This window comes from Brevibacterium sp. 50QC2O2, assembly GCF_024580675.1.
Classification (GTDB): Bacteria; Actinomycetota; Actinomycetes; order Actinomycetales; family Brevibacteriaceae; genus Brevibacterium; species Brevibacterium moorei.
Map to the genome: position 1 here is coordinate 296,789 of NZ_JANIJZ010000003.1, position 26,038 is coordinate 322,826.

The following is a 26,038-nucleotide window of genomic DNA, read 5'->3' on the forward strand; positions in this document are numbered from 1 at the left end:
AGGGGGAGCCTTGCACATGCAGCGCTGTGGGCGGGTTCAGGCGATGGTGCCCTTGCCCTCCTGCTCGGTCCGCTCAGCGTGGACGAGTTTGCCCGCATCGTCGACCGGGGTGATGCTGACCTTGAATGTGATGGGCGAATTCTTCTGGTAGTGGAAGTTCTCCCCATAACTGAAATGTTCCCCCTTGGCGAAGGGATAGACGGTCGGATCGGCCCGGTTGGCGATCGCACTCGTCTCGATGCCCACCTTCTTCGACAGTGAGCTGTCGGTGATCCCACCCATTCCCTGGGCGTATTTCCAGTCGTCGTACTTGGGGGTGACCTTGACCAGGCTGGAACCCAGATCGATCGGATCGCCGTTGTTGGTCACGACGTAGTTGACGAAAACGATGTCGTCGCCCTTGGCGATCAACGGCTTCTTGGTGTCGGGGTCGACCCAGCGGCCCTCCTTGGGGGCCTTCTCCACGCCCATCTGGAAGACCTTGACATTGACGTCTCCTGCGTCGATTGAGGCGATCTCCTCACCGCCGGAGGTCGGCTCCTTGGCCCAGGCGGGGACCGCTCCGCCGGCGGCCGCATCGTCGTCTGCCGGGGCAGCGGCTCCGTCGCCCTGCTCCGCGGCCGGGGAGTCGACCGGCTGGTCGGCGGAACCGCTGGGGGCCTGTGCGGCCTCGGGAGCGGTCTGTCCGTCGTCTTGGGATTCGGCCCGTCCGCCCGAGCAAGCGGTGAGTCCGAGGGTTGTGATGAGCGCGGCGGCCGCAATGGCTGTGTGTCGTCGGTGGCCCATGATATGCCTTTCCATCAATGGAGGTTGTCATAATCGAGTATATGGAAAGATGACCGCAGATGTCGTTCCCCGAAGCTGGGCAAGTGGTCCGAATTACACTGAAGGGCACATCACTGACAGAGAGGCCATGATGCAACCCTGGATCACGCAACTCACACCCCTGTCCTATCTCGCCCGTTCGGCCGAGGTCTTCCCGGCCAAACCCGCCCTGGTCCACGGAACGGAATCCCTGACCTATGCAGAACTGCGCGAGGCCGTCGAGGTCCGTGCCAGGGCCCTGCGCGCGCTGGGAGTCGAGGCCGGGGACCGGGTGGCCTATATGATGCCGAACCTGCCGGAGACACTCATGTCGATGTACGCGGTGCCGCTGATCGATGCCGTGCTGGTGCCGGTCAACACCCGGCTGGCGCCCGCGGAGGTCCGCTATATCGCGGACCACTCGGGTGCGAAGGTCCTCGTCATCGATAGCCAGTACTGGCCTGCGGTGACCGCGGTGGCCGCCGAATTGAGTACGGTCGAGACGATCGTGCTCATCGACGATGAACAATACGCCGAACGCCCGGCGCCGCGGGCCAACCCGGCGGGCACCCGAGTACTCACGCGCGGGGAATTCCTCGCGGGGGCCGCGGGCGACGCCAGTCCAGTGGAGTGGAGCGTCGACGACGAGAACCGGACCCTGTCGATCAACTACACCTCAGGGACCACCGGCAAGCCCAAGGGCGTGATGTACACCCACCGCGGGGCCTACCTCAATGCGCTCTCGGAGATCGTCCACTCCGGGTTCGACACCGACTCGCGGTATCTGTGGACCCTGCCGATGTTCCACTGCAACGGCTGGTGCACGGGCTGGGCGCTGGTGGCCTCCGGCGGCACCCAGTACTGTCTGCGCGAAGTCCGGGGTCCGGAGATCTGGCGGTTGATCGACACCGTCGGCATCACCCACCTCAACGGCGCCCCCACGGTGGTCTCGACGATCCTCGATGCCACCGAGTCCCATGAGTTGGCGGCGGCGGTGACCATCACCACCGCAGGCGCCCCGCCCAGCCCCACGATCCTCACCCGGATGGGGGCCATGGGCTTCTCGGTCGTCCACGTCTACGGACTCACGGAGACCTATGGCCCCTACACCGTCAACCAGTATCAGGACGCCTGGGCAGAACTCGATCAGCAGACCCGGGCCGGCCTGCAGGCCAGGCAGGGGGTTGGGATGATCGTCGCCGAACGCGCCCGCGTCGTGGCTCCGGCGGTACCGGGTGAGGAACTCGTCGATGTGCCGGCAGACGGGGCGACCATGGGTGAGGTCGTGATGCGCGGGAACAACGTCATGAAGGGCTACTACGCCGACCCGGCGGCGACCGAGGCTGCCTTCGCAGGCGGCTGGTTCCACTCCGGCGACCTGGGCGTGATGCACCCGGACGGCTATATCGAACTGCGCGATCGGGCCAAGGACGTGGTGGTCTCCGGCGGTGAGAACATCTCCACCATCGAGGTCGAGCAGGCCATTGCAGGCTTCCCCGGAGTGACCGATGTGGCGGTTGTCGGAGTGCCCGACGACACATGGGGCGAGCGTCCCAAGGCCTTCATCGTGCTGGCCGAGGGATCCGCGGCCACCGCCGAGGAGGTGCGCGAGTTCCTGCGCGAGCGGTTGGCCGGCTACAAGAACCCGCGCGATGTGGAGTTCGTGCCGGTCCTGCCGAAGACCTCGACGGGCAAGATCCAGAAGTACGCACTGCGGGAACGGGAATGGGGCGGCCACACGAGGCGCGTGAAGGGCTGAGACCGGGGGAGTCGCGCGGACCGGGGGATGGGAACTGCATGACACAACATGACGGTTTATGACCGGCCCGGTGCACACCCGGCCTAATCTGAGGGGGAACCCGCGGCGTGAGAAGCTGTGCGGATCCCTGTTTAGAAAGGCCGGCATGAACCCCTGGACCACCCAGCTCACCCCGATCTCCTTCCTTGAGCGTTCCTCCTCGGTCTTCGCCGAGCGCACCGCGCTGGTGTACGGTGACTCGGCCTGGACATATCGGCAGGTGCGGGAGGACGTCGAACGCTGGGCACACGCCTTCCTGGCCGCCGGGATCGAACCCGGGGACCGGATCGCCTATATGGTGCCCAACACCCCGGTGAGTTTCTACTCGACCTTCACGGTCCCGTTGATCGATGCGGTCCTGGTCCCGATCAACACCCGGCTGGCCGCCGATGAGGTCCGCTACATCCTCAACCACTCGGGCGCCAAACTGCTGGTGTGCGATACCCAGTACTGGCCGGACATCGCGGCGATCGTGCCAGACCTGGAAACCACCACCACGGTGGTGCTGGCCCGCGACGAGCTCTATGCGAACCAGCCGGAGCTCCCAGTGGATCCCGCCGGGGTGCGGGTCGTCCGGGCACCCGAGTTCCTGGCCGCTGGGGAGGCGGACGGCTCCGAACTGGACTGGACGGTCCGCGATGAGAACCAGCTGCTGTCCATCAACTACACCTCGGGCACGACCGGCGCGCCCAAGGGCGTGGAGTACAGCTACCGCGGCGCCTACCTCAACGCCCTGTCCCAGGTGGTCCACCTGCGCTTCGGGATGGACACCAACCTGCTGTGGACCCTGCCGATGTTCCACTGCCAGGGCTGGTGCAATTCCTGGGCCGTGGCCTCGGTCGGGGGCAAGCAGGTGTGCTTGCGCGAGGTCCGCGGCCCGGAGATCTGGCGGCTGATCGACTTGCACGGGATCAACCGGCTCAACGGTGCGCCCACTGTGGTCTCCACCCTGATGAACGATCCGGCGGCCCACCGGCTGGACTACGAACTGGTGATCGGCACCGCCGCCGCTCCGCCGAGTCCCACGATGTTCAAGCGGATCCACGATATGGGCTTCACGGTCCAGCACTCCTATGGGCTCACGGAGACCTACGGCAATTACACGTACAACCAGTGGCAGAGCCCCTGGGCGGACCTGGACGCCGACGCCCGTGCGGCCAAGCAGGCCAGGCAGGGCGTTGGCATGGTGACCTTCGACCCCGTGCGCGTGGTCTACCGGGAACCGGTGGACGGCGAATTGGTCGACGTGCCCGCCGACGCCCAGACGATGGGCGAGGTGGTGATGCGCGGGAACAACGTCATGAAGGGCTACTACAAGAACCCCGAGGCCACCGCCAAGGCGTTCGCCCACGGTTGGTTCCACTCCGGCGACCTGGCGGTTATGCACCCGGACGGCTACATCGAACTGCGCGATCGGGCCAAGGACATCATCGTCTCCGGCGGTGAGAACATCTCCACCATCGAGGTCGAGCAGGCCATCAACGCCTTCCCTGGCGTGACCGATGTTGCCGTCATCGGGGTGCCCGACGAACACTGGGGTGAACGGCCCAAGGCCTTCGTCGTGCTCGAAGACGGTGTGCAGACCACGGCCGAGGAGATCTTGGAGCACCTGCGCGGTCATCTGGCACGGTACAAGAACCCGCGCGAGATCGAGTTCGTGCCCGTGCTGGCGAAGTCCGGCGGCGGCAAGACCCAGAAGCAGGCCCTGCGCGCGAAGGAGTGGGCCGGCCACGAGGCGAAGATCCAGGGCGGTCTGTAAAAGCCTGACGGTGGCTCCACAAATACGCGTGTGGCTCGCGAACTCATGAGTTTTCGAGCCACACATGTATTTGTGGAGCCACCGCTGGAGTCCGGTCAGGTGGCTCCCGTCTTGAACTCCTCGACCAGGAGGCGGGCGACCTCCTTGAGGTCTCCCGTGCGCTCGAACACCGCGCGCTGGCGCTGGTAGCTGGCCCCGACCTCGGCGAAGCGCAGCATGCCCGCCAGCTCCTCCGCACAGCCCAGGCGCTCGGCGACGGGCTCCAGGCGGGCGACCTCGTCGGCGATCACCTCGGTGACCAGCCGCTCCTCGGCGGCGGCGTTCTCGATGATGATCGCCTCCATCCCGTACCTGGCGGCCCGCCACTTGTTCTCCACATGGAACCAGTCGGGCATCCGCGGCAGGGTCTCCCCGCGGTCCAGCCGTTCGGAGAAATCGTCGACCAGGCACTGGACGAAGGCTGTGACCGCGGCGATCTCGTCCAGCGTGGGGATGCCGTCGCACACCCGCACCTCGATCGTGCCCCAGCCCGGCGAGGGCCGGATGTCCCAGCGGATCTCGTTGATCTCGTCGATCACCCCGGTGTGCATCATGTCCGCGACGTACTTCTCATAGGCCGACCAGGTCTCGAACTGGAAGGGCAGCCCGGCGGTCGGCAGCTGCTGGAACATCATCGCGCGATTCGAGGCGTAGCGCGTGTCGGTCGCCTCCCAGAACGGACTCGAGGCGCTGACGGCCTGCAGGTGCGGCACATAGGCCAGCAGCGCGCCCAGGATCGGCAGCACCTTCTCGCGCGAGTCGATTCCCACATGCGTGTGGACCCCGTAGATGAGCATATGGTGGCCCCACCACTGGGTCCGGTTGATCAGTTCGGCGTAGCGGTCCTTGTCGGTGACCGTCTGGTTCTGCCAGAGGGCGAAGGGGTGGGTGCCCGCACACATCAAGTCGATGTCCAGGGCATCTGTCAGCGGGGTCAGAGCCTCAACCTTCCCGCGCAGGTCGCCGATCACCCCGGAGACGTCCGTGTGCACTCCCGAGACCACCTCGACGGTGTTCGTCAGCATCTCGCCGACCACGCTGCGCCGCAGAGCGGGGACCTGCGCGGTGCGCTCGAGCACGGCAGCGGCCGCGGGGACAAGGTCGAGCGAGTGGCGGTCGAGCAGGGCGAGCTCCCATTCGACGCCGAGGGTGGAACGGGCTGAACGCGCGAAAGTCACCATGAGTAGATCCTAGCGTTCGGTGAGTCGGGGGAACGGTGAGCGGGGCGGGTGGCCTCAGTCGCCGGTGGCGGCAGGCGCCTGCGGGTCGGCAGACCAGCCGGACCAGCTGGCGGGGTAGAGGGCGGCGGTCACACCCAGGGTGTCCAGGGCCAGCAGATTGTGGCAGGCGGTCACCCCGGAGCCGCAGTACACGCCCAGCTCACCGGTCGGCTCCTGCGGGGACGCAGCGGGGGCCGCGGCCGAGGCGGCGCCCGCAAGCGCATCGGCGCCGGCGACCCGCTCGAACTCCGCGCGCAGGGTCTGCGGGTCCTTGAACCTACCGGTAGACGGATCGATGTTCTCCGTCGTCGGCCGGTTCAGGGCTCCTGGGATGTGACCGGCCCGGGGATCCATCGGCTCGACCTCCCCGCGGTAGCGCTCAGGGGCCCGGGAGTCGATCAACCGGCCCCTGGCGCCCAAATCCGCAGCACCCGCGGCGTCGATCACCGGGCGGTGTCCACCGGTGACGGTGAAGGTCCCCGGCCGCGGTCGCACGAAGGGCCCACCAGCCAGGGGCAGGCCGGCCCGCTGCCATGCGCCCAGACCCCCGTCGAGCACGTGCACATCGGTCTTGCCCGCCCAGCGCAGCAGCCACCAGGCGCGGGCCGCGCCCAGGGACTGGTTGTCGTCGTAGACCACGACGGTGGAGTCCTCGTCGACGCCCCAGGCCCGCACCGTCGCCTGGAAGCCCTGTGGATCGGGCAGCGGATGTCGGCCGGCCGTCGGGTCGTCATGTGCGGGGGCGGCCAGTTCGTCATCGAGCGAGACGTAGAGGGCGCCGGGGATATGGCCCAGCATGAAGTCCTCGCGTCCGTCCGGGCGCGGCAGAGTCCATCTGACGTCGAGGACGACAGGGGGACGGGCCCCGGCGAACAGCTCGTCGAGTTCGGCCGGTGAGATGAGCGTGGGCAGACGGGTCATGAACGGTCCTTCGTTTCCTCGACGACTTCTTCGACCAGCAGGGCGATGTGCCGATCGCCCAGTCGGGTGAATACCAGGGTAGCCGGATCACCGGCGGGCAGGCGGAGCTGTCTGCGCAGAACGTCGGGGACGATGTCGGCGCCCCGCTTCTTGATCACCACCCGCCCGATACCGCGCCGAATGAGTTCGGCGCGCAGCGGTTTGACCTTGGTGGGCAGGGTGTCGACGATCCGGAAGGTGCGCACCAGGCGGGCGGCGGTTCCCCCGGCCGGGCGCTCGCCGGTGAGATAGGCGATCTGCTCGTGCAGCCGGTGGGCGCCCAGCGGGCCGCACAGGGCGGTGACGAGTCCCGCCCGAATCACCGCGCCATCGGGCTCGAACAGATACGCGCCCAGGGTGCCCAGTCCGTCCTCCGGGGTCGCGGTCGCGGGCAGGTCGGCCTGGGACACCTCGGCGGCGCCGGCCGGGCCCAGCACCAGTGCGGTGCGGCCGGGGGCGCGGGCGGCGGCCCCATGGTAGAGGGCGACCTCGACCACATCGCCTGTGTGTGAGACCCACTGGGCCTCCCAGCCCGCGGGGATCAGCCCGTGGTCCAGGGCCGGCCCCAGCTTGATTCCGGTGCCCGCATAGTCCGCCGCCGCGCCGAAGGCCCAGGACAGGCTGGGGGAGAAGTCCTCGGGGTCGTTGAGCCGGCGGGCCTGCCCGCCGCGCTTGGTGCCGGAGCGCCGGGCCGGATCCAGCCACAGGAGTTCGGCGCGCTCGGGGTCGAAATCCTCGGCCCGCCCGTGTTCGACGGTGACCTTCTCCAGGTGGCGCAGATTATAGGCGGCCAGGGCTGCGGTGACCTCATCGGCGTCGATGGCGATCACCGGGGCCCCCAGCCCACCGAAGGCCAGGGAATCCGCGCCGATCCCGCAGCCCAGATCGGCGATCGGAGCGGACTCGAAGTCCAGGCCGGCGCGCAGTGCGGCCTGCCGCATTCGCCCGGCGTGGTGGGCCGCGACCGGCAGGCGGGTGGCCTGGGCCAGACCATCCCGGGTGAAGAGAAGGGAATCCGCGAAGGGGCCGAACTTCGCCGGTGCGGCCTGCCGCAGTTCCGCCTGGGTGACCAGGGCCGCGGCCAGGCCGGCCGGCAGCCCCCTTTCGGCCAGCTCCGAGCGCAATCGGGTGGCGATCTGCAGTTCCCGCCCCCGCTCGTATTCGACCCCGTCCAGCAGGGCCAGGGAGGCGGGATCCAAGAGGGCGCGCAGAGTGTCCGGTTCCATGTCCCCAGCTTATCGGGCGCCTCGTTCCCCGCTGACCGAGCCGTGCCGGGCCACGATGTCATAGGGTTGAGGCGTGAGTGAACTCTTGACCGCCGCCACCATCCGCGCCCTGGCCGCGGAGCTCGGCCTGCGTCCCACCAAACAGCGGGGGCAGAACTTCGTCATCGATCCCAATACGGTGCGCAAGATCGTCGCCGAGGCCGCCCTGGAACCCGGGCAGCCCGTGGTCGAGGTGGGCCCGGGCCTGGGCTCCCTGACGCTGGGCCTGCTGGACGCCGGGCACCCGGTCACCGCCGTCGAGATCGACGGGCTGCTGGCGGGTCGCCTGCCGGCCACCGTCGCCGAGCACGCCGGCCCCGACGCCCGGTTCGCACTGCTCGAACAGGACGCGCTGCGGGTCGCCGAGCTGCCGGAGGCCGAACCCGGTCGCGCGCCCAGCGCCCTGGTCGCGAACCTGCCGTACAACGTGGCGGTGCCCGTTCTGCTGCACATGCTCGAGACCTTTCCCACTCTGCGCCGGGTGCTCGTGATGGTCCAGGCCGAGGTCGCCGACCGCCTGGCGGCCGTTCCCGGGTCCCGTGTCTACGGGGTTCCCAGTGTCAAAGCCCAGTGGTACGGCACGGTGGACCGAGGTTCGGACATCGGCAAGAACGTCTTCTGGCCGGCGCCCAATGTGGGCTCGGGACTGGTGGGAATCACGGTCCACCCCGCGGCCCTTGACGATCCCGCGGGCGAGGCCGGTCGGGCGGGGGTGAGCCGGCGCGAGGTCTTCACGCTCATCGATGCGGCCTTCGCCCAGCGCCGTAAATCGCTGCGCGCGGCCCTGTCCGGCTGGGCGGGCTCCGGTGCCCGCGCGGGCGAGGTGCTGCAGGCTGCCGGGATAGACCCGCTGACCCGCGGGGAGCGCCTGGATGTCCACGACTTCGTGCGGATCGCCGCCGCGGGTCGGACCATCGTCCCCGCCGGAGGGCAGGCACCTGCCGAAGGACCCACGGCCGGAGGAGCCGAGTCGTTATGACCCGGGCGCACAGGGTGGGAGCGCCGGCAGCGGTGCCGGCGCCGGTGAGCGCGCGTGCCTTCGGCAAGGTCAACCTGCTGCTGGCCGTCGGTGCGCGGCGCTCCGACGGGTACCACGACCTCACGAGCGTCTTCCAGTCGCTCAACCTCGCGGAGACCATCACCCTGACGCCGGCAGTGGAGTTCGAGGTGCGGCTGAGCGGTCGGTTCGCCGACCCCACGGTGCCGCTGGACGAATCGAACCTGGCCCTGGCGGCGATCAGGGCACTGATCGCCGCGGGAGCACCGGAGGTTCCCGTGCTGATCGAGATCGAGAAGAACGTGCCGGTGGCCGCCGGGATGGGCGGGGGCTCGGCGGACGCGGCCGCAGCCCTGCTGGCCTATAAACGGCTCAGCGGTTTCACCGGCGGCCTCGACGCGGTCGCGGCTGGACTCGGCGCCGATGTCCCCTTCGCCCTGCGGGCCGGCACCGCGGTGGGCACCGGCCGGGGAGACCTACTCACTCCCGTGATGACCCGGCAGCGCTTCCACTGGGTGGTCGCGACCGCCGGCACCGGGCTGAGCACCCCGGCCGTCTACCGCAGACTCGACGAACTGCGTGCCGCCGGTGCCGCAGTGGACTCAGCCGAGCGCACCGCGGCCAGGCGCGACGCCGTCCTGGAGGCCCTGGCCGGGGGCGACCCGGAACGGCTGGCCGGGGTGCTGCACAACGATATGGAGCCGGCCGCGCTCGACCTGGAACCGGGGATCGAGCCGATCATGCGGGCCGGGCGCGATGCCGGCGCCCTGGCCGCTCTGCTCTCGGGTTCAGGGCCCACCGTGGTCTTCCCGGTCCGCGATGCGCACCATGCGCTCGACCTGGCCGTGATGCTCGAGGCCACCCCGGGCGTGGCCCGGGTGCTGCGCACCACGGGCCCCGCCGGACCGGCAGGGGTGCTCGACTAGACTGGTCGGGGCCCATCGGGGCCACCTGAACCATTCGAAGAAGGAGTCCACGTGCACCTGCTCGGCGCCGAGGCGATCAGTCTGTCCTATCCGAACCGCCAGGTCATCGAGGACCTGACCGTCGGGGTCTCGGCCGGGGACCGGATCGGCATCGTGGGCCGCAACGGCGACGGCAAGTCCACCCTCATCCGGATCCTCGCCGGTGACCTCGAACCGGACACCGGTCGGGTCACCAAACGCGGTGGCACCCGGGTGGGCTATCTGCGCCAGGCCGACGATCTGGACGATGCCCAGACGGTCAGGCACACGGTGCTGGGCGACCTGGCCGATCACGAATGGGCCTCCCGGGCCGAGGTCCGCGACGTCGTCGGCGGGCTGATCGGCGATCTAGACCTCTCGGCGGAAGTCGGTGGCCTGTCCGGTGGGCAGCGCCGCCGCGTCGCCCTGGCGGCGCTGTTGGCAGGGGACTGGGACGTGCTCATCCTCGACGAGCCGACCAACCACCTCGACATGACCGGCGTGCGCTGGCTGGCCGCCCATCTGCGCAAGCGCTGGCCGGCGGGTCAGGGTGCGCTGCTGGTCGTGACCCACGACCGCTGGTTCCTCGATGAGGTGTGCACCCTGACCTGGGAGGTCCACGACGGGACGGTCGACGCCTTCGAGGGCGGCTATGCCGCCTACGTCCTGCAGCGGGTCGAGCGTGACAGGCAGGCCGCGGCCAGTGAGGCGCGCAGGCAGAACCTGGCGCGCAAGGAGCTGGCCTGGCTGCGCCGCGGTGCGCCGGCGCGGACCTCGAAGCCGAAATTTCGCATCGAGGCGGCCAATGCACTCATATCGGACGTGCCGCCGGTTCGGAACAAGCTGGAGCTGACGGCCCTGGCGACCAGCCGGCTGGGCAAGGACGTCTTCGAACTCAAGGGGGCCTCGGCCACATATCCAGGTGCGTCGGCACCGACCATCGAGCCGACCGACTGGATCGTGGGTCCAGGCGACCGGCTGGGACTGTTGGGGGCCAACGGCGCGGGCAAGTCGACCCTGATCGGCCTGCTCACGGGCGAGGTGGAGCCCGCGACCGGCCGGGTCAAACGGGGCAAGACGATCAGCATCGCTCTGCTGGACCAGCAGCTGCGCGAACTCGATGACCTGTTGGACCTCAAACTCCACGAGATCCTGGCGCGCCACCGCACGGAGGTCAAGACGGCGAGCGGCGAACTGGGCACTTCTCAGCTGCTGGAGCGCCTGGGCCTGGGTGATGCGCTGCAGTCGCGGGTGCGCGACCTCTCCGGCGGACAGGCGCGCAGGCTCCAACTCCTGCTCATTCTGCTCGACGAACCGAATGTGCTCATCCTCGACGAGCCGACCAACGATATGGACACCGACATGTTGGCGGCCATGGAGGACCTGCTCGACGAATGGCCAGGCACCCTCATCGTGATCTCCCACGATCGCTATTTCGTCGAACGGGTGACCGACGATCAGTACGCCGTGATGGATCACCGGGTGCGGCACCTGCCGGGCGGGGTCGACGAATACCTCGAACTGGCTGCGGCTGCCGCAACCGGTCGCCACGGCGGAACCGGGAGTGCGAAGGAGGCGGCGTCGGGGGATGAGGCGCCGGCCGGGCAGGAGCAGGGGCTGAGTCCGGCGGAGCACCGCCGACTGACCAAGGAGGTCAACGCGCTGCAGCGCAAGATCGACAGGGTCGAGGCCGAACTGGCGAAGCTGGACGGCGCCTTCGCCGTCCACGACCAGTCGGATTTCAGTGGCCTGGCGGAGCTCAACGCCAAGCGACAGGACCTGCTGGAGGAGAAGGACGAACTGGAACTGGCCTGGTTGGAGGCCTCCGAGGCCCTCGAGGGCTGAATCGGCCCCGGAACAGCGAACCGCCCCGGGCGGACGCTGGTCCCTCCGGGGCGGCGGACCGGAGCAGACGACTCCGGCCGGTGCGGTCAGTGCTCTCAGGTGTTCTTGGGCCGGGCGATGGCCACGAGCTTCTCCTCCTTGGCAGTCCGCTTGCGGTGCCGGGGCGGGCGGGCGTCGAGGGCCTCGAGAGCGGCTTCGGCGGGTTTGATGAGGCCACGCAGGGTCAGGATCATCCGCATGACCTCCTCATTGCCCAGATCCCCCATGGTCTTTTCGAAGGACTGGAAGATGGCCGCATGGTAATCGGTGATAAGATCCCTGGCCTTCTGAGTGGGCATGATGGAGATTCTGCGGCGGTCGGCGGCATCGCGTTCGCGCGTGATGTAGTCGGCCGAGGCCAGCCGCTCCAGGATCGAGGTCAGGGTGGAAGCCGAGAGCGCCAGACGGTCGCTGAGGTATCCCGGGGTCGGCGGGGTGTCGAGCTCGGAGGAAGCCGACAGAGTCAGGCTGAGGACTGAGAAGTCGATGAAGTTCAGGTTGCGCGCCTGGGCGAACTTGGAACCGGCGATCCACTGCTGGGAGCCGAGTAGGCCGATCTGGTGGACCAGGTCCAACAGCGGCGGGACCGCGCCCGTGTCGTACTGGTCGTCTGGTGAAGCAGAGCTCATAACACTCCGGAAGTCTGAGGGAACTATGGTTTCCATGTGTAAAGCATAAATGATTGAATTCGCAAAATCCCTGGGCCTCGGCTTAGCCGTGACTGTGTGAATTGTTTTTCACACTCGTGGGTTTCGTTATTGATACGTTACCCGTCGTAGACATTGGGTTGCAATTTGGTAAACGAGCCAAGTTCTTTCACGTGCGGGTGAATCCGGGCACGCCGGGCGCCACAGTGCGGACGCGCACGGTACCGGCTGTGTGAAACTGGTATGGGGCGGGTAGTCTGTGACTGACATGTTCGCGGTCCGTGTGCTCGCTGTGAAGGTGAGTGGTCTGGGCCGTGAGGTACTTAGAACCGGGAGTTCTCCAGTGAATATCAAGCTTCTCTCGTCCGCTGCGGCCCTGACCGCGGTGTCCGCCCTGACCCTGACCGCCTGCGGCAGTGCCCCGGAGGACAGCGCCGGCGGCGAAAAGTCCGACTACAAGGTCTGCATGGTCTCCGACGCCGGCGGCTGGGACGACCACTCGTTCAACCAGTCGGGCAAAGAGGGCTTCGACAAGGCCGTCAAGGAATTCGGCCTGGATGAATCGGACGCGGAGTCGAAGGACCAGTCCGACTACACCTCGAACGTCGACCAGATGGTGCAGCAGGGCTGCAAGCTGACCTACGGGGTCGGCTTCAACCTGGCCGCCACGATGACGAAGTCGGCACAGGACAACACCGATCTGAACTACGCGCTGATCGACTCGCCGTTCACCGATGCCAAGGGCGCGGTGCAGACCCTGAACAACGCCAAGCCGCTGCTGTTCAAGTCGAACGAAGCGGGCTTCCTGGCCGGCTACGTGGCCGCCGGCTACAGCAAGTCGGGCAAGATCGCGACCTTCGGCGGCCAGGAGATCCCCTCGGTCACCGTGTTCATGGACGGCTACGCCGACGGCGTCGCGCAGTTCAACAAGGACAACGGCAAGTCCGTCAAACTGCTGGGCTGGGACAAGGACAAGCAGAAGGGCTCCTTCGCCAACAGCTTCGACGACCAGGGCAAGGGCAAGACGCTGGCCGAGGAGTTCCTCAGCCAGGGCGCCGACGTCATCATGCCGGTCGCCGGCCCCGTCAACCTGGGCGCCGCCGCAGCGGTGAAGAAGGCAGGCGGCGACAACGCCGTGGTGTGGACCGACTCCGACGGCTACGAATCCGCAGCCGACTACAAGGACATCATCCTGACCTCGACGCTCAAGGAGATCTCCAACGCCGTCTACGACACGGCCAAGGAGGGCAAGGACGGCAACTTCAAGTCCGAGGCCTACATCGGCACGCTGGCCAATGACGGGGTGGGCATCGCCCCCTACCACGACTTCGACTCGAAGCTTTCGGACGATCTGAAGAAGAAGGTCGAAGACCTCAAGAAGCAGGTCGCAGACGGCACGATCAAGCTCGACTCCAAGAACGCCCCCACGGCGGACTGATTCCACCTGCCCGAGCCCGCCGCCGGCCGGTCCGCCCGGCCGGCGGCGGGCCCGGGCGTTTCCGCCACACTCTGCGAGGAGAACGACCGCGTGAGGCTCCAGCTCGACGGGATCACGAAGCGATTCGGGTCCTTCACCGCCAACGATGCCATCGACTTGACCATCGAACCCGGACAGATCCACGCCCTGCTGGGTGAGAACGGTGCCGGGAAGTCTACGCTCATGAACGTCATCTACGGGCTCTACGAACCCACCGAGGGACGGATCCTGATCGACGGGAAGCCCATCGCCTTCTCCGGTCCCGGTGATGCCGTGGCCGCCGGCATCGGCATGGTCCACCAGCACTTCATGCTCATTCCGGTCTTCACCGTCGCGGAGTCCGTGGCATTGGGCTACGAGCCCACGCGGGGACTGGGCCTGCTCGACCTCAAGACCGCCAGGGCCAAGGTCCGGGAGATCTCCGAGCGCTTCGGCTTCGAGATCGACCCGGACGCCCGGATCGAGGACCTGCCGGTCGGTGCACAACAGCGTGTGGAGATCATCAAAGCGCTCTCCCGGGATGCGGAGGTCCTCATCCTCGATGAGCCGACCGCCGTGCTGACCCCGCAGGAGACCGACGAGCTGATCGAGATCATGCGCCAGCTCAAGGCCCGCGGCACCTCGATCGTCTTCATCACCCACAAGCTGCGCGAGGTCCGCGCTGTGGCCGATGCGATCACCGTGATCCGCCGCGGCAGGGTCGTCGGCATGGCCTCGCCGGAATCCTCGGAATCCGAACTCGCCGGGCTGATGGTCGGTCGCGAGGTCAACCTGGGAATCGACAAGGCCCCGGCACAGCCCGGCGATGAGACCTTCACGGTCAGCGATCTGACGGTGCTCGACTCGACCGGGCTCCCGGTGGTCGACGACCTGAGCTTCGGAGTGCACCGCGGCGAGATCCTGGCCGTCGCCGGCGTCCAGGGCAATGGTCAGTCCGAACTGGCCGAGGCCATCATCGGGCTGGTCCGCCCGCGCGCCGGCACGATCACCCTCGACGGGAACGAGCTGGGCCACCTCAGCGTCAAGGAGCGCCTGCTGGCCGGCATCGGCTTCGTGCCGGAGGACCGGACGGAAGACGGCATCATCGGCCCGTTCGCCATCCGCGAGAACATGATCCTCGACTGGTACGACCAGGAGCCCTATGCCAAGGGCCTGGCCCTGCAGCCCCAGGTGATCGAATCGGCAGCCCGGGAGAAGGTCGAGGAGTTCGACATCCGCCTGGGCTCGATCGACGATCCCATCTCCACCCTCTCCGGTGGCAATCAGCAGAAGGTCGTGCTCTCCCGTGAGCTGGGCCGTAAGCTCCGGCTGCTGGTGGCCAGCCAACCGACCCGCGGCCTCGACGTCGGCTCGATCGAATTCGTCCACCGCCGCATTGTGGCCGAACGCGATGCCGGAACCCCCTGCATCATCGTCTCGACCGAACTCGACGAGGTCCTGGCCCTGGCCGACCGGATCGCCGTGATGTACCGCGGCACGATGGTCGGCATCGTCCCCGGCGACACCCCACGCGACGTGCTGGGCCTGATGATGGCCGGCGTCCCGGAATCCGAGGCCCTGGACAGGATCGCCGACGGGACCGGCGCCACGGAGATCAGCGCAGTCGAAGAGACAGACCCCGACACAGGGGAGGAGAGCCGATGACTCAGAACACCACCGAGGCCCCGAAGAGGCCGGCGCCGGAGGCGGAGGAGACACCCGGCGCGCGGGAAGCGCTCCTCAAGGACATCCTCAGTGGCAGTTGGCTGGTGTCCGTCCTGGCCATCGTCATCGCCCTCATCATCGGCGGCGTCCTCATCGCCCTGTCCGATGAGGACGTGCGCGCGACCATGGGCTACTTCTTCGCCCGCCCCAGCGACTTCTTCACAGCTGCCTGGCACAGTGTCTGGGATGCCTATATGGCGCTGCTGCGCGGGGCGGTGTTCGACTGGAAGGCCTCGAACTTCGAACGCTCGATCCGGCCGCTGACCGAATCAATGGTCTACGCCTCGCCCCTGATCTTCACCGGCCTGGGTATGACCCTGGCGTTCCGCTCCGGCCTGTTCAACATCGGCGGGCAGGGACAGGTCGTGCTCGGCGCGATCATCTCCTGCTTCTTCGGCTACGCACTGCACCTGCCGGTGGGCCTGCACGTGCTGGTGGCGCTGCTCGGCGGCCTGCTCGGCGGCGCACTGTGGGCCTCGATCGCGGGCGTCCTGAAAGCGCGCACCGGGGCCAATGAGGTGATCGTGACGATCATGCTCAACTCGATCTCCGGCTTCCTACTGACCTATCTGCTCAAACAGGGCTGGTTCACCCAGACCGGGCAGAACACGCCCATCACCACCTCGATCGACGACAACGCGGCCCTGGCCACGATTCTGCCGGCGCCCTTCCGGCTGCACTGGGGCTTCCTCCTGGCGATCCTCGTCACCTGGGCCGTCTGGTGGCTGCTGGAACGCTCCACCATCGGCTTCGAGTTCCGCGCGGTGGGGGAGAACCCGCAGGCCGCGCGCACCGCCGGCATCTCCGTGGGCAAGGTGACGATCCTGGTGATGGCCATGGCAGGCGCACTGGCCGGCCTGGGCGGTTCGATGCAGTCGCTGGGTACCGAACACTCCCTGGCCGAGGGCGTCGGCGGGTCCATCGGCTTCGATGCGATCACGGTGGCCCTGCTGGGCCGTTCCAAACCGGTCGGGACCTTCTTCGCAGGCCTGCTGTTCGGCGCCTTCAAGGCCGGCGGTTACCTCATGCAGGCACAGACCGGCACCCCGATCGAGATCGTCCTGGTCGTGCAGTCGGTCATCGTCCTGCTCATCGCGGCACCGCCCCTGGTGCGCGCGATCTTCCGACTGCCCGCACCCGCGAAGAAGGAGGCCGCATGAGCACCGCGCTCACCCCTTCCACCCAGCCCACGACCCCCGATCCGTCCGTTGCGGCCCTGCTGGCGCCGCGGAACTGGAAGATGCCGGTGGTCTACGGAATCCTGGCGCTCGTGGCAGTGCTGTGGTTCGGCCTGGGCGCCCAGGCGGGCGCACACACCGTCTTCCGCTTCTCCAAGGACGGCGACTTCCTCCGGCTGCCCGACCTGGTCGTCGGGGCCAAGGCCGCGACGCTGTCGGTCGGCATCGTCCTGCTGGCGCTCGCCGGCTTCTCCTGGTGGTCCGTGGCCCGGCGCGTGCGCACCGGCGTTTGGCTGCCGATCGTCTTCGGCGTGCTCTTCGTCTTCGGGTTCCTGGCCTGGGCCGGGGCCGACCATGGTGTCATCGCCACCACCAGCCTGCTGGCCGGTGGGTTGACGCTGAGCGTCCCGCTGATCTTCGGGGCCATGTCCGGTCTGGTGGGCGAGCGCTCGGGCATCGTCAACATCGCGATCGAGGGCCAACTGCTGGCCGGGGCCTTCGTCGCCGCCGTCACCGCCTCGCTGGCGGGCAATCCCTACGCGGGCCTCGTGGCCGCACCCCTGGGCGGCATCATCGTCGCGGTCATCCTGGTGTTCTTCGCGGTCAAGTACTGGGTCGATCAGATCATCATCGGCGTGGTCATCAACGTGCTGGTCACCGGTATCACCAGTTTCCTGTTCTCCAGTGTGCTGGCCAAGGACTCCAGCCACTGGAACACCGCCTTCGAACTGCCCAAGCTGCCGATCCCCGGTCTGGCGCAGATCCCGGTGCTCGGTCCCGTGCTGTTCGATCAGAACCTGCTGGTCTACCTCATGTACGTCGTCGTCATCGCCCTGCACATCCTGGTCTTCCGCTCCAAGTGGGGCCTGCGGATGCGCGCGATCGGCGAACACCCCAAGGCCGCGGACACCGTGGGCATCAAGGTCAACCGCTGGCGCGTCATCAACACCCTCATCGCCGGCGCCTTCGCCGGCCTCGGCGGGGCCTTCCTGACGATCGGCTCCGGCCTGGCGTTTGCCAAGGACATGTCGGCCGGACAGGGCTATATCGCCCTGGCGGCGATGATCCTGGGCAAGTGGAACCCACTGGGTGCCCTGTTCGCGGCCCTGTTGTTCGGCTTCGTGACGAACCTGGGCAATGCGCTGCAGGCCATCGGCTCGCCGCTGCCCTCGGACCTGCTGAGCATGTTGCCCTACATCGTGACGATCTTCGCCGTTGCGGGCTTCGTGGGCCGGGTGCGCGCACCCGCGGCGGAGGGGCAGCCCTATGCCAAGCAGTGAGGCAACCAGTATCCGGGTCTTTCCCGCCGAGGTCTGGGAGGGGCTGCGGAAGGCCGCGCGCACCGCGATGGCGGGGGCCTATGCGCCCTATTCGCACTACCCGGTGGGTGCCGCGGCGCTGGTGGACGACGGTCGCACAGTCTCCGGGGCCAATGTCGAGAACGCCGCATACGGAGTGGGCCTGTGCGCCGAATGCGGCCTGGTTTCCGACCTGTTCCGCACCGGCGGAGGCCGCCTGGTGGCCTTCGCGTGCGTGGACGGCCATGGCAACAAACTGGTGCCCTGCGGCCGTTGCCGCCAGTTGCTCTATGAACACGGCGGCCCCGAGCTGGTACTCGATATGCCGCGGGGCCCGCAGCGGATGGACGCGGTCCTGCCCGATGCGTTCGGGCCGGCGCACCTGAGGGAGGAATGAGAATGGTCGAACCCTTCGATGCGGTCGATGTGATCGCCGCCAAACGCGACGGCAGGCGGTTGGCGGCCGAGCAGATCGCCTGGGTGGTCGACGCCTACACCCGCGGGGTCGTGGCGGACGAACAGATGGCGGCCCTGGCCATGGCGATCTACTTCAACGGGATGGACGCGGGGGAGATCTCCCAGTGGACGGGCGCGATGATCGCCTCGGGCACCACTATGGACTTCTCCGCACTGTCCAAACCCACCACGGACAAACACTCCACCGGCGGGGTCGGGGACAAGATCACCCTGCCGCTGGGTCCGCTGGTGGCGGTCTTCGGCGCAGCGGTCCCACAGTTGTCCGGGCGGGGGCTGGGGCATACGGGCGGAACCCTGGACAAGCTCGAATCGATCCCCGGCTGGAGCTCCCGGATGGACCACGCGGCGATGCTGGGCCACCTGTCCGAGGTCGGGGCTGTGGTCGCAGCCGCCGGAGACGGCCTGGCACCGGCGGACAAGAAGCTCTACGCACTGCGCGACACCACCGCCACGGTCGACTGCATTCCCCTCATCGCCTCCTCGATCATGTCGAAGAAGATCGCCGAGGGCACGTCGGCCCTGGTGCTCGACGTCAAGGTGGGCTCCGGGGCCTTCATGAAGGACCTGGATTCCGCGCGTGAACTGGCGCGCACGATGGTGGACCTGGGAACCGCCCACGGGGTACGGACCTCGGCGCTGCTGACCGATATGTCCACCCCGCTGGGCCGCACCGTGGGCAATGCCCTGGAGGTCCGCGAGGCCCTCGAGGTCCTGGCCGGCGGCGGGCCCGCCGATGTGGTCGAACTGACTGTCGCGCTGGCCCGCGAGATGCTGCGCCTGGTGGGCATCGTCGACGTGGACGTCGCCGCCGCCCTGCGCGACGGCCGTGCGATGGACCGGTGGAACGCCATGATCGCGGCCCAGGGCGGGGACCCCGCGGCACCGTTGCCGCAGGCGGCGCACACCCACACCGTCACAGCACCGGAGACCGGCGTGCTGACCGGATTGGACGCCCTGGACGTGGGCGTGGCCTCCTGGCGGCTGGGTGCCGGGCGCGCCCGCAAGGAGGACCCGGTGTCCGCCGGAGCCGGTATCGAACTGCACGCGAAACCCGGTGATTCGGTGGTGGCGGGAGCCCCGCTGCTGACCCTGCACACCGACGACGAGGCGCGCCTGCCCCGGGCACTCGAGGCCCTGGAATCGGCGGCGACGATCGGCCCTGCCGGGGGCACTGCGCCGGGTTCGGTTGTGTTCGAACAGATCAGTGCCCGATGACAGCCGTCGCAGAGGAGAACAGGCGTCGATGAGGAAAGAGGATAGGAACATGCCCACTCGTGAACAGGTCGCCGGACTGGTCGACCACACCCTGCTCAAGCCGGAATCCACCCGCGCGGACGTTGCGGCCCTGGTGGCCGAGGGCCGCCGTCTGGGCGTCAAGGCCGTCTGCGTCTCCCCGAACCAGCTGCCGCTGGAGGATACGGGCGAGTTGACGGTGGCCACCGTCGTGGGCTTCCCCTCCGGTGCGGTCAAGAGCCAGATCAAGGCTGCAGAGGCGGCGCTGGCCGTGGCCCAGGGCGCCACGGAGATCGACATGGTGATCAACCTGGGGGCCGCCAAGGCCGGCGACTGGGAACTGGTCGAGGCCGATATCCGCGCCGTCGTCGCGGCGAGTGCGGCCGCTGCCGCCGACCTCGAAGTCCCTGTTCTGGTCAAGGTGATCATCGAATCGGCAACGCTGGACGATGAGGAGATCGTCGCGGCCTGCCGTGCCGCCGAAGCCGCGGGCGCGGACTTCGTGAAGACCTCGACCGGTTTCCATCCGGCCGGCGGCGCCAGCGCCCACGCCGTGGAACTCATGCGTCGGACCGTGGGGGACCGCCTGGGGGTCAAGGCCTCCGGCGGGATCCGCACGGCCGAGGTCGCATCACAGATGATCTCCGCCGGCGCCAGCCGTCTGGGCCTGTCCGGCACCGCCGGAGTGCTCGACGGACTGGAGTAGGCCGGTGGGAGGGATCAGCGGACCAGCGTATCCAGGCCCCAGTCGGTGAGCGCCGTGGCCACACAGGCCCACAGCGCCGAACCCGCCAGCTGCCAGGCGATCACCTTGCGCCGGTTGACGCCCAGGGCGATCATCGCGGCGGTGCTCAGCTGACTGGGGATCACGACCTGGCCCAACAGGGCGAACCCGGCGACCCCGTAACGGTCGATCGCGCGTCTGACCCGACGCTCCAGTTTCGACTTCCGCCGGCGGATCGGCAGTCTGCGGCCGAAACGGCGCATCTGCCGCCTGGCGCGCTCGGCGACGGCGGCGGTAGCCAGCAGCGCCGCCGCGTTGCCGCCGAAGGCCGAAGCCAGGGTGACGGGATTCGACACACCGGCGAGGGTGCCGAGCAGGGCCGCGAAGTGCGATCCGACATAGGGCACGGCGCCCATCACCAGGACTACCACCCAGTGCAGCCAGTCCGGCAGCGATTCGGTATACGTCTGGAGGTTCTCCAGCAGCGATTCCACGCTCGTCATCCTTCTATTGGGGAAGTTGGCACAAAGGCGCCCGGACGCGAACGCCCGGGCTGCGTCCATCCTATCGACGGCCCCTGACACGGATGCCGGAGTGGGCGTACGGTTGAGATGTACGTCACCGGAATCCACTGGAGGAACACATGGCAGAGCACTACCACGACCCGTCGGACTTCGCCTACGCCAAGGAACTGGCAGAAGTGGCGCCCGCGCAGTCCGCCGGCTTCAACGATTTCAATGCGGCCGTCTTCGACCCGAGCGACGAGGTGCTGCCGATCAAGACCAAGGAGCTCATCGCGATCGGCGTCGCCGCGACCACGCAGTGCCCCTACTGCCTGGACGTCCATGTGGGCAATGCGAAGCGCGCCGGTGCGAGCAAGGCCGAGGTATCGCGTGCGGTCTTCGTCTCTGCGGCACTGCGCGCCGGAGGAGCCTTCACGCACGGCTTCCTGGTCCACAAGGCGGCCGACCAGGGCGCTGGGCTGGAGCACTTCACAGAACCGGGCGACAGGAGTTATGCCCGGATCCTGCGCCAGACCTCCGGCGGCGGTGTCGAGGGCTTCCAGGGCTTCGACAAGGCGGTGTTCGACCCTGCCGACGAGGTCCTGGGGGTCAAGGAGCGAGAGCTCATCGCGATCGCGGTGGCGGCGACGACCCAGTGCCCTTTCTGTGTGACCGGACACACCGGCAATGCGAAGCGCGCAGGGGCCAGTGACGAGGAGATCTCGCGCGCAGTGCTCATCGCCGCGGCCCTGCGCGCCGGCGGCGCCTACACTCACGGGCTGTTGGCCCTGAAGCTCTACGACGAGAAGTGAGTAGTCGCCGGCGTCCGGCGGGCCAGCCACCTGCCGGGCGCCGGCGCGCAGCGCAGTACCATGGGGGTATGCGTCAGCTTCCCTTCTCCAAGCACAGCCTTGGCCTGGCCATCATCGCTCTGGCCTTCGGACTGCTCAACCTCGCCTGGACCCAGTGGTTGCCCGGCATCGTCCTCGTCGTCATCGCATTTCTGCAGGTCGGCGGATCCTGGTGGGTGCGGGACCCCGACCGTCCCGAGGCTCCCTCGGGGCCCGTCCCGCATGGGACGGGGGCGCTGGCATTCACCGGGATGATCGCGGTGGGCCTGACGATCACCGTCTACGGGATCGCGGGGCTGATCAGTAGCGCAGGCAGCGACGCCCGCATCCTGGCGACCACGCAGCTGGTCGTCGTCTACGTCGCCTGGCTGGGCGCACGGCTGTACCTGCACAAGCTGGGCTGAGCCGCCCGCCCCGGCCCCGGAGAGCGCCGGCCGTCACCCGGGTGGATGTCCGCCCGGCCGGAGCGTGGCCTAGCCGAGGTCCAGATCATTGGTGAGGCCGTCGGCCATCGCCGCCAGCCTTGCCGCGGCCCTGGCCTGGGCCGCCGGGACCTCGGCCGCGGCATGGCCGGGAACCGGTTCATAGGCTTCCAAGTAGCACTTGAGTTTGGGCTCGGTGCCCGAGGGCCGGATGATCACCCGATCCCCGGTCTCGGCTTCCAGCAGCAGCCCGTCGGTCGGGGGCAGCTGCGCTGATCCTTGCGCCAGGTCGGTGACGGTGACGATGGGGACATCGCCCAGGGCCTGCGGAGGCCGGCCTCGCAGGCGCTCCATGGCGTCGGCGATCAGCGTGGTATCGGTGACGCGGAAGGTCAACGGACGGGTCAGATAGACTCCGTCGCGGGCCCGGATGCGCGCCAGCTCGTCGTCCACCGACATGTCCTTGGCCGCGAGCTGGGACACCAGCCCGGCGAAGAACACGGCAGCGGATATCCCATCCTTATCGCGCACCAATTGCGGGGCGACGCAGTAGCCCAGTGCCTCCTCGTAGCCGTATGCCACCCCCGGAACCCGGGAGATCCACTTGAAACCGGTCAGCGTCGTGCGGTGTGCGATTCCGTGCGCGGCACAGGCGGCCCCCAGGCCGCGGCTCGAGACGATCGAATTGGCGAATACCGCCTCGGGCCCCACATGGCCGAAACCGGCCAGGTACTCGCCCAGCAGCAGGCCCACCTCGTCCCCGGCCAGCTGCCGCCAGCCCACGGCAGCCGAGGCATCCGGGATGGCTGCGGAGAACCGGTCAGCATCCGGATCGTTGGCCAGGATCAGATCCGCGTCGACCTCACGGGCCAGCTCCATGGCCAGGTCGAGGGCGCCGGCCTCCTCCGGATTGGGGAAGACCACCGTGGGGAACTCCGGATCCGGCTCGGCCTGTTCGGGCACCGGATGCAGGTCCTTGCAGCCGGCGCGCTCCAAGGCCGCCAGCGCCGTGGTGGTGCCCACCCCGTGCATTGCGGTGTGCACGATTCGCAGCGGTGCGGTCTGGGTGACCCCGGCGGAGCCGATGGCCTCCAGATAGTCCATCACGATGGCCGGGCCCAGCCTCTCCCAGCCGTCGGCGGCCCTGGGCACCGCCGCCACGGACGGCACCCGGGTGATCTGCTCGGAGATGAGCGCGTCGAAGGGCGGGACGATCTGTGCGCCGGCGCCGGCCGCTGCCAACTCGTCTCCGGCCGGATCGCCGGTGCGCTCGTAGACCGCGCGCAGGGGGCGCACGCCCAGATAGACCTTGTAGCCGTTGTCGTCCTTCGGATTGTGGCTGGCCGTGACCATAACGGCCGCATCCGCGCCCAGATGCTCCAGCGCAAAGGCCGTCAGCGGGGTGGGCAGGCGCACGGGCAGGAGTAGGGCCCGCCCGCCCGCGGCCGTGACGACCGCCGCGGTGTCCTCGGCGAACTCCTCGGAGTGGTGCCGGCCATCGCAGCCGATCACCACTGAGAACCCATGGCCCACATAATCGTCGAGGAAGGCCGCCAGCCCCGCCGCGGCCCGGATCACCACGGCCCGGTTCATCCGATTGGGCCCGGCCGCCATCGCGCCGCGCAACCCCGCGGTGCCGAACTCGAGGGGTCCCGCGAACCTGTCCTCCAACTCGGTGCGGGCCGCGGCCTCGGCCGCGGTGCCGCCGAGCGCGAGGTCGAGCAGGTCGAGCAGAGCGGCGCGATCGGCTGGGTCCGGATCGTCCAGGGCCCAGGCCCGTACCACAGCCGGGTCGAATCCGGCCGAGAGGTGGTCGGGCACGCGCGCGGGTCCGTCGGACGCTGTCGTCTCAGAGGCCATCTCAGTCCTCCTCGGCGGCGATGCCGGCGACGATATCGGCCAACAGCCGGGAGATCCGGGGGCCGGCTGCCTGCCCCGCGGCCAGCACCTCGGCGTGATCCAGCGGGGTTGCGGATACCCCGGCTCCCAGGTTCGTCACCAGGGAGATGCCCATGAGCTCCATGCCGCAGGCGCGCGCGGCGATCGCCTCGAGCGCGGTCGACATGCCGACCAGGTCGGCACCCAGCGTCCGGGCCATCCGGACCTCGGCCGGGGTCTCGTAGTGTGGTCCGGGGAACTGCGCGTAGACGCCCTCGGCCAGGCTCGGGTCGATGTGCTGGGCCAGGGCGCGCAACCGGGCGGAGTAGAGATCGGTCAGATCGGTGAAATCCGCCCCGTGCAGGGGAGAGACCGCGGTGAGGTTGAGGTGATCGGAGATGAGCACGGGGGATCCCGGCGCGAATTCCTCCCGGGTCGAACCACAACCGTTCGTCAAGACCAGGGTGGTGCAGCCGGCGGCGGCGGCGGTGCGCACTCCATGGGCCACCGCATCGACGCCACGGCCCTCGTAGTAGTGGGTGCGCGCCCCCAGGACCAAGGCGTGGCGGCCGGTGTCGCCAATGGCCACCGTGTCCAGCCGTCCACCGTGGCCGGCGACGACGGGGGAGTGGAAACCGGGCACCTGCTCAGCCGGCAGGGAGGCGACGGTCTCACCCAGCAGGCCGGCCGCCTCGCCCCATCCGGAGCCCAGTACCAGGGCGATATCGTGGCGTTGCACACCCGCGTTCCCATTGATTGTGGCGGCCGCCGAACGGGCTGTTTCCATATAGTCGTTCATGCCCGCTACCCTACCTGAGACCTTCTGCGCCCACGGTGTCCGCGATGCGGGAGGACCGGCCTCGTTAGACTTGTCCCATGGTGAAGATTCGACCCTTCCGGACCGGCGACGACCTGCGCTTGACGGAGCTCCTGCACGACCCGACGACCCCTGCGGAACACTTTGCGCGCTCGCTGCTGCGCGCCCCCTCGAGTGGGGCCACCGGAGAGGGCCCGGCCCTGTGCTGTGTGGTCGCGACTCTGGACGACGACGATGTCGTCGTCGGCGCCGCGGCAATCGCCGCGGCACCCCTGCACCCGGCGCGGGCCTGGGTGCATGTGGAGGTCGCGGCCGAGGAACGCGGCCACGGTATCGGATCCGCCCTGCTGGCGGCGGTCCGGGAACAGACAGTGGGGACGGACCTCGAGGGCCTGCCACTGCGCGCCAGGATCGCAGCCGAGGCGCCCGGCGCCGCGATCGCCGCCCACTGGGGCTTCGGTGAACTGTCCACCACCCGGGTGATCCGGGTACAGCCCATGGCCCTGGGCAATCTGGGCGCCGACCGGGTCGAGGACTTCCAGGTCACCGCGACCGGATCGGTCGCACTGACCCAGGCGTTCGGGGCCTGGTACGCGGGGGTCAACCGGGTGGACCCGGTGGCGCCCCTGAGTCCCGGGCGGATCAACGCAGCCTTCCTGTCCGAGGCCGCCGGCGCCTATGGAGCGGCCCTGCTGCGCCGCGCCGGCCGGATCAGCGCCTTCGCGGTGTCCTACGCCGTACCCGAAGCCGCGGGTCGGCCGGAGCAGGCCGCCCCGGGATCGGCGGATGCCGGGCCGGACGGCGTGCCAGAGGAGGCCACGGAGCTGACCGTCGGCGTGGCATTCGACGCCGAGGAGGCCGCTGTGGCCGCCACATCCTCCGATACCGACTATCAGGCAGCGCTGCAGGACGCGGGAGTGATCATCGCGCGCCTGTCGACCGATGTGCCGGTGGACGTGGAGGTCACCAGTGAGATGCCGGTGCTCGGTGAACTGCTCGACGGTCTGCTGACAGCGCACCTGGCCCGCGTGCTCTACACGTACACGACCCTGGGGGACTGAACTCCGGGAGACTGAGCCGGGAGAGCAGACAGCGCCGCGCCGCCCCACCACGGGGCGGGGCGGCGCGGGGCGAACACCCCGCCCGGGGGCTCCGCGCG

At 68.7% G+C, this 26,038-nt stretch carries 23 protein-coding genes; 15 read left to right on the plus strand and 8 right to left on the minus strand.

All coding sequences use genetic code 11. The annotated features are described in order from the left end of the window. Nucleotides 1–36: 36 nt before the first annotated feature. Nucleotides 37–801 (minus strand): hypothetical protein, encoded by a 765-nt coding sequence (locus tag NQ038_RS04450; RefSeq protein ID WP_257046998.1) that lies wholly within the window; start codon nt 799–801, stop codon nt 37–39. Nucleotides 802–913: 112 nt separating this feature from the next. Between NQ038_RS04450 and NQ038_RS04455 the strand changes: the two genes are divergently transcribed. Both NQ038_RS04455 and NQ038_RS04460 read left to right on the plus strand, forming a co-directional pair. Then, nucleotides 914–2,563, plus strand: a complete 1,650-nt coding sequence (locus tag NQ038_RS04455; protein ID WP_306427702.1) for a long-chain-fatty-acid--CoA ligase — start codon at nt 914–916, stop codon at nt 2,561–2,563. Nucleotides 2,564–2,708: 145 nt separating this feature from the next. Continuing rightward, on the plus strand, nt 2,709–4,361 hold the full coding sequence (locus tag NQ038_RS04460; RefSeq protein WP_257046999.1) for an AMP-binding protein: 1,653 nt from the start codon (nt 2,709–2,711) through the stop codon (nt 4,359–4,361). A gap of 95 nt (nt 4,362–4,456) precedes the next feature. Here NQ038_RS04460 and NQ038_RS04465 read toward each other — a convergent pair whose 3' ends face one another. Genes NQ038_RS04465 through NQ038_RS04475 form a run of 3 tightly spaced genes read right to left on the minus strand, consistent with a single transcriptional unit; the run spans nt 4,457 to nt 7,806 of the window. Next, nucleotides 4,457–5,581, minus strand: coding sequence for a glutamate--cysteine ligase (locus NQ038_RS04465; RefSeq protein ID WP_257047000.1), 1,125 nt, complete (start codon nt 5,579–5,581; stop codon nt 4,457–4,459). 54 nt (nt 5,582–5,635) lie between these two features. Further along, nucleotides 5,636–6,541: a sulfurtransferase gene (locus NQ038_RS04470; protein WP_257047001.1), complete on the minus strand. Its 906-nt coding sequence runs from the start codon at nt 6,539–6,541 to the stop codon at nt 5,636–5,638. Next, nucleotides 6,538–7,806, minus strand: a complete 1,269-nt coding sequence (locus NQ038_RS04475) for a class I SAM-dependent methyltransferase (protein WP_257047002.1) — start codon at nt 7,804–7,806, stop codon at nt 6,538–6,540. Before NQ038_RS04475 ends, NQ038_RS04470 begins: the two co-directional genes overlap by 4 nt. Before the next feature lie 73 nt (nt 7,807–7,879). Between NQ038_RS04475 and rsmA the strand changes: the two genes are divergently transcribed. Genes rsmA through NQ038_RS04490 form a run of 3 tightly spaced genes read left to right on the plus strand, consistent with a single transcriptional unit; the run spans nt 7,880 to nt 11,631 of the window. Further along, entirely contained in the window at nt 7,880–8,824 is a 945-nt protein-coding gene (gene rsmA / locus NQ038_RS04480; RefSeq protein ID WP_257047003.1) for a 16S rRNA (adenine(1518)-N(6)/adenine(1519)-N(6))-dimethyltransferase RsmA, read from the plus strand. Next, nucleotides 8,821–9,768, plus strand: coding sequence for a 4-(cytidine 5'-diphospho)-2-C-methyl-D-erythritol kinase (locus NQ038_RS04485; protein WP_257047004.1), 948 nt, complete (start codon nt 8,821–8,823; stop codon nt 9,766–9,768). The genes rsmA and NQ038_RS04485 overlap by 4 nt, the downstream gene beginning before the upstream one ends. Nucleotides 9,769–9,819: 51 nt before the next feature. Further along, nucleotides 9,820–11,631: an ABC-F family ATP-binding cassette domain-containing protein gene (locus NQ038_RS04490; protein WP_257047005.1), complete on the plus strand. Its 1,812-nt coding sequence runs from the start codon at nt 9,820–9,822 to the stop codon at nt 11,629–11,631. Between the two features lie 95 nt (nt 11,632–11,726). Here the strand turns inward: NQ038_RS04490 and NQ038_RS04495 are convergent, their stop codons facing one another. Further along, nucleotides 11,727–12,299, minus strand: coding sequence for a MarR family winged helix-turn-helix transcriptional regulator (locus NQ038_RS04495; RefSeq protein WP_257047006.1), 573 nt, complete (start codon nt 12,297–12,299; stop codon nt 11,727–11,729). A 361-nt stretch (nt 12,300–12,660) separates the two neighbouring features. Here NQ038_RS04495 and NQ038_RS04500 point away from each other — a divergent pair, with 361 nt between their 5' ends. From NQ038_RS04500 to deoC, 7 genes are all read left to right on the plus strand, one after another. Continuing rightward, nucleotides 12,661–13,755: a BMP family ABC transporter substrate-binding protein gene (locus NQ038_RS04500; RefSeq protein ID WP_257047007.1), complete on the plus strand. Its 1,095-nt coding sequence runs from the start codon at nt 12,661–12,663 to the stop codon at nt 13,753–13,755. A 90-nt stretch (nt 13,756–13,845) separates the two neighbouring features. Continuing rightward, the gene (locus tag NQ038_RS04505; RefSeq protein WP_257047008.1) at nt 13,846–15,438 is read left to right on the plus strand and encodes an ABC transporter ATP-binding protein; all 1,593 of its coding nucleotides are present in this window, start codon (nt 13,846–13,848) and stop codon (nt 15,436–15,438) included. After that, nucleotides 15,435–16,658 carry an ABC transporter permease gene (locus NQ038_RS04510; RefSeq protein ID WP_257047009.1) on the plus strand — a complete coding sequence of 408 codons (1,224 nt, stop codon included), beginning with the start codon at nt 15,435–15,437 and terminating at the stop codon, nt 16,656–16,658. Before NQ038_RS04505 ends, NQ038_RS04510 begins: the two co-directional genes overlap by 4 nt. Then, complete coding sequence (locus NQ038_RS04515; protein ID WP_257047010.1) at nt 16,655–17,956, plus strand: ABC transporter permease; 1,302 nt, start codon at nt 16,655–16,657, stop codon at nt 17,954–17,956. The genes NQ038_RS04510 and NQ038_RS04515 overlap by 4 nt, the downstream gene beginning before the upstream one ends. Further along, a complete protein-coding gene (locus NQ038_RS04520) occupies nt 17,943–18,371 on the plus strand; it encodes a cytidine deaminase (RefSeq protein ID WP_257047011.1) in 429 nt (142 codons plus the stop codon). Before NQ038_RS04515 ends, NQ038_RS04520 begins: the two co-directional genes overlap by 14 nt. A gap of 2 nt (nt 18,372–18,373) precedes the next feature. Beyond that, a complete protein-coding gene (locus NQ038_RS04525) occupies nt 18,374–19,666 on the plus strand; it encodes a thymidine phosphorylase (protein WP_257061918.1) in 1,293 nt (430 codons plus the stop codon). A gap of 49 nt (nt 19,667–19,715) precedes the next feature. Then, nucleotides 19,716–20,390, plus strand: coding sequence for a deoxyribose-phosphate aldolase (deoC, locus tag NQ038_RS04530; protein WP_257047014.1), 675 nt, complete (start codon nt 19,716–19,718; stop codon nt 20,388–20,390). A gap of 14 nt (nt 20,391–20,404) precedes the next feature. Here deoC and NQ038_RS04535 read toward each other — a convergent pair whose 3' ends face one another. Then, on the minus strand, nt 20,405–20,902 hold the full coding sequence (locus tag NQ038_RS04535) for a hypothetical protein (RefSeq protein ID WP_257047015.1): 498 nt from the start codon (nt 20,900–20,902) through the stop codon (nt 20,405–20,407). A 149-nt stretch (nt 20,903–21,051) separates the two neighbouring features. Between NQ038_RS04535 and NQ038_RS04540 the strand changes: the two genes are divergently transcribed. Together NQ038_RS04540 and NQ038_RS04545 are read left to right on the plus strand one after the other, a co-directional pair. Beyond that, nucleotides 21,052–21,723: a carboxymuconolactone decarboxylase family protein gene (locus NQ038_RS04540; RefSeq protein ID WP_257047016.1), complete on the plus strand. Its 672-nt coding sequence runs from the start codon at nt 21,052–21,054 to the stop codon at nt 21,721–21,723. 68 nt (nt 21,724–21,791) lie between these two features. After that, a complete protein-coding gene (locus NQ038_RS04545; protein ID WP_257047017.1) occupies nt 21,792–22,166 on the plus strand; it encodes a hypothetical protein in 375 nt (124 codons plus the stop codon). Nucleotides 22,167–22,235: 69 nt separating this feature from the next. On the opposite strand, the gene NQ038_RS04550 is transcribed toward NQ038_RS04545, so the two are convergent. Next, a complete protein-coding gene (locus NQ038_RS04550; protein WP_257061920.1) occupies nt 22,236–24,044 on the minus strand; it encodes a phospho-sugar mutase in 1,809 nt (602 codons plus the stop codon). Nucleotide 24,045: 1 nt separating this feature from the next. Further along, on the minus strand, nt 24,046–24,861 hold the full coding sequence (locus NQ038_RS04555; RefSeq protein WP_257047019.1) for a purine-nucleoside phosphorylase: 816 nt from the start codon (nt 24,859–24,861) through the stop codon (nt 24,046–24,048). Between the two features lie 77 nt (nt 24,862–24,938). On the opposite strand from NQ038_RS04555, the gene NQ038_RS04560 reads away from it, so the two are divergent. Then, nucleotides 24,939–25,940, plus strand: coding sequence for a GNAT family N-acetyltransferase (locus NQ038_RS04560; RefSeq protein WP_257047021.1), 1,002 nt, complete (start codon nt 24,939–24,941; stop codon nt 25,938–25,940). Nucleotides 25,941–26,038: the final 98 nt, after the last annotated feature.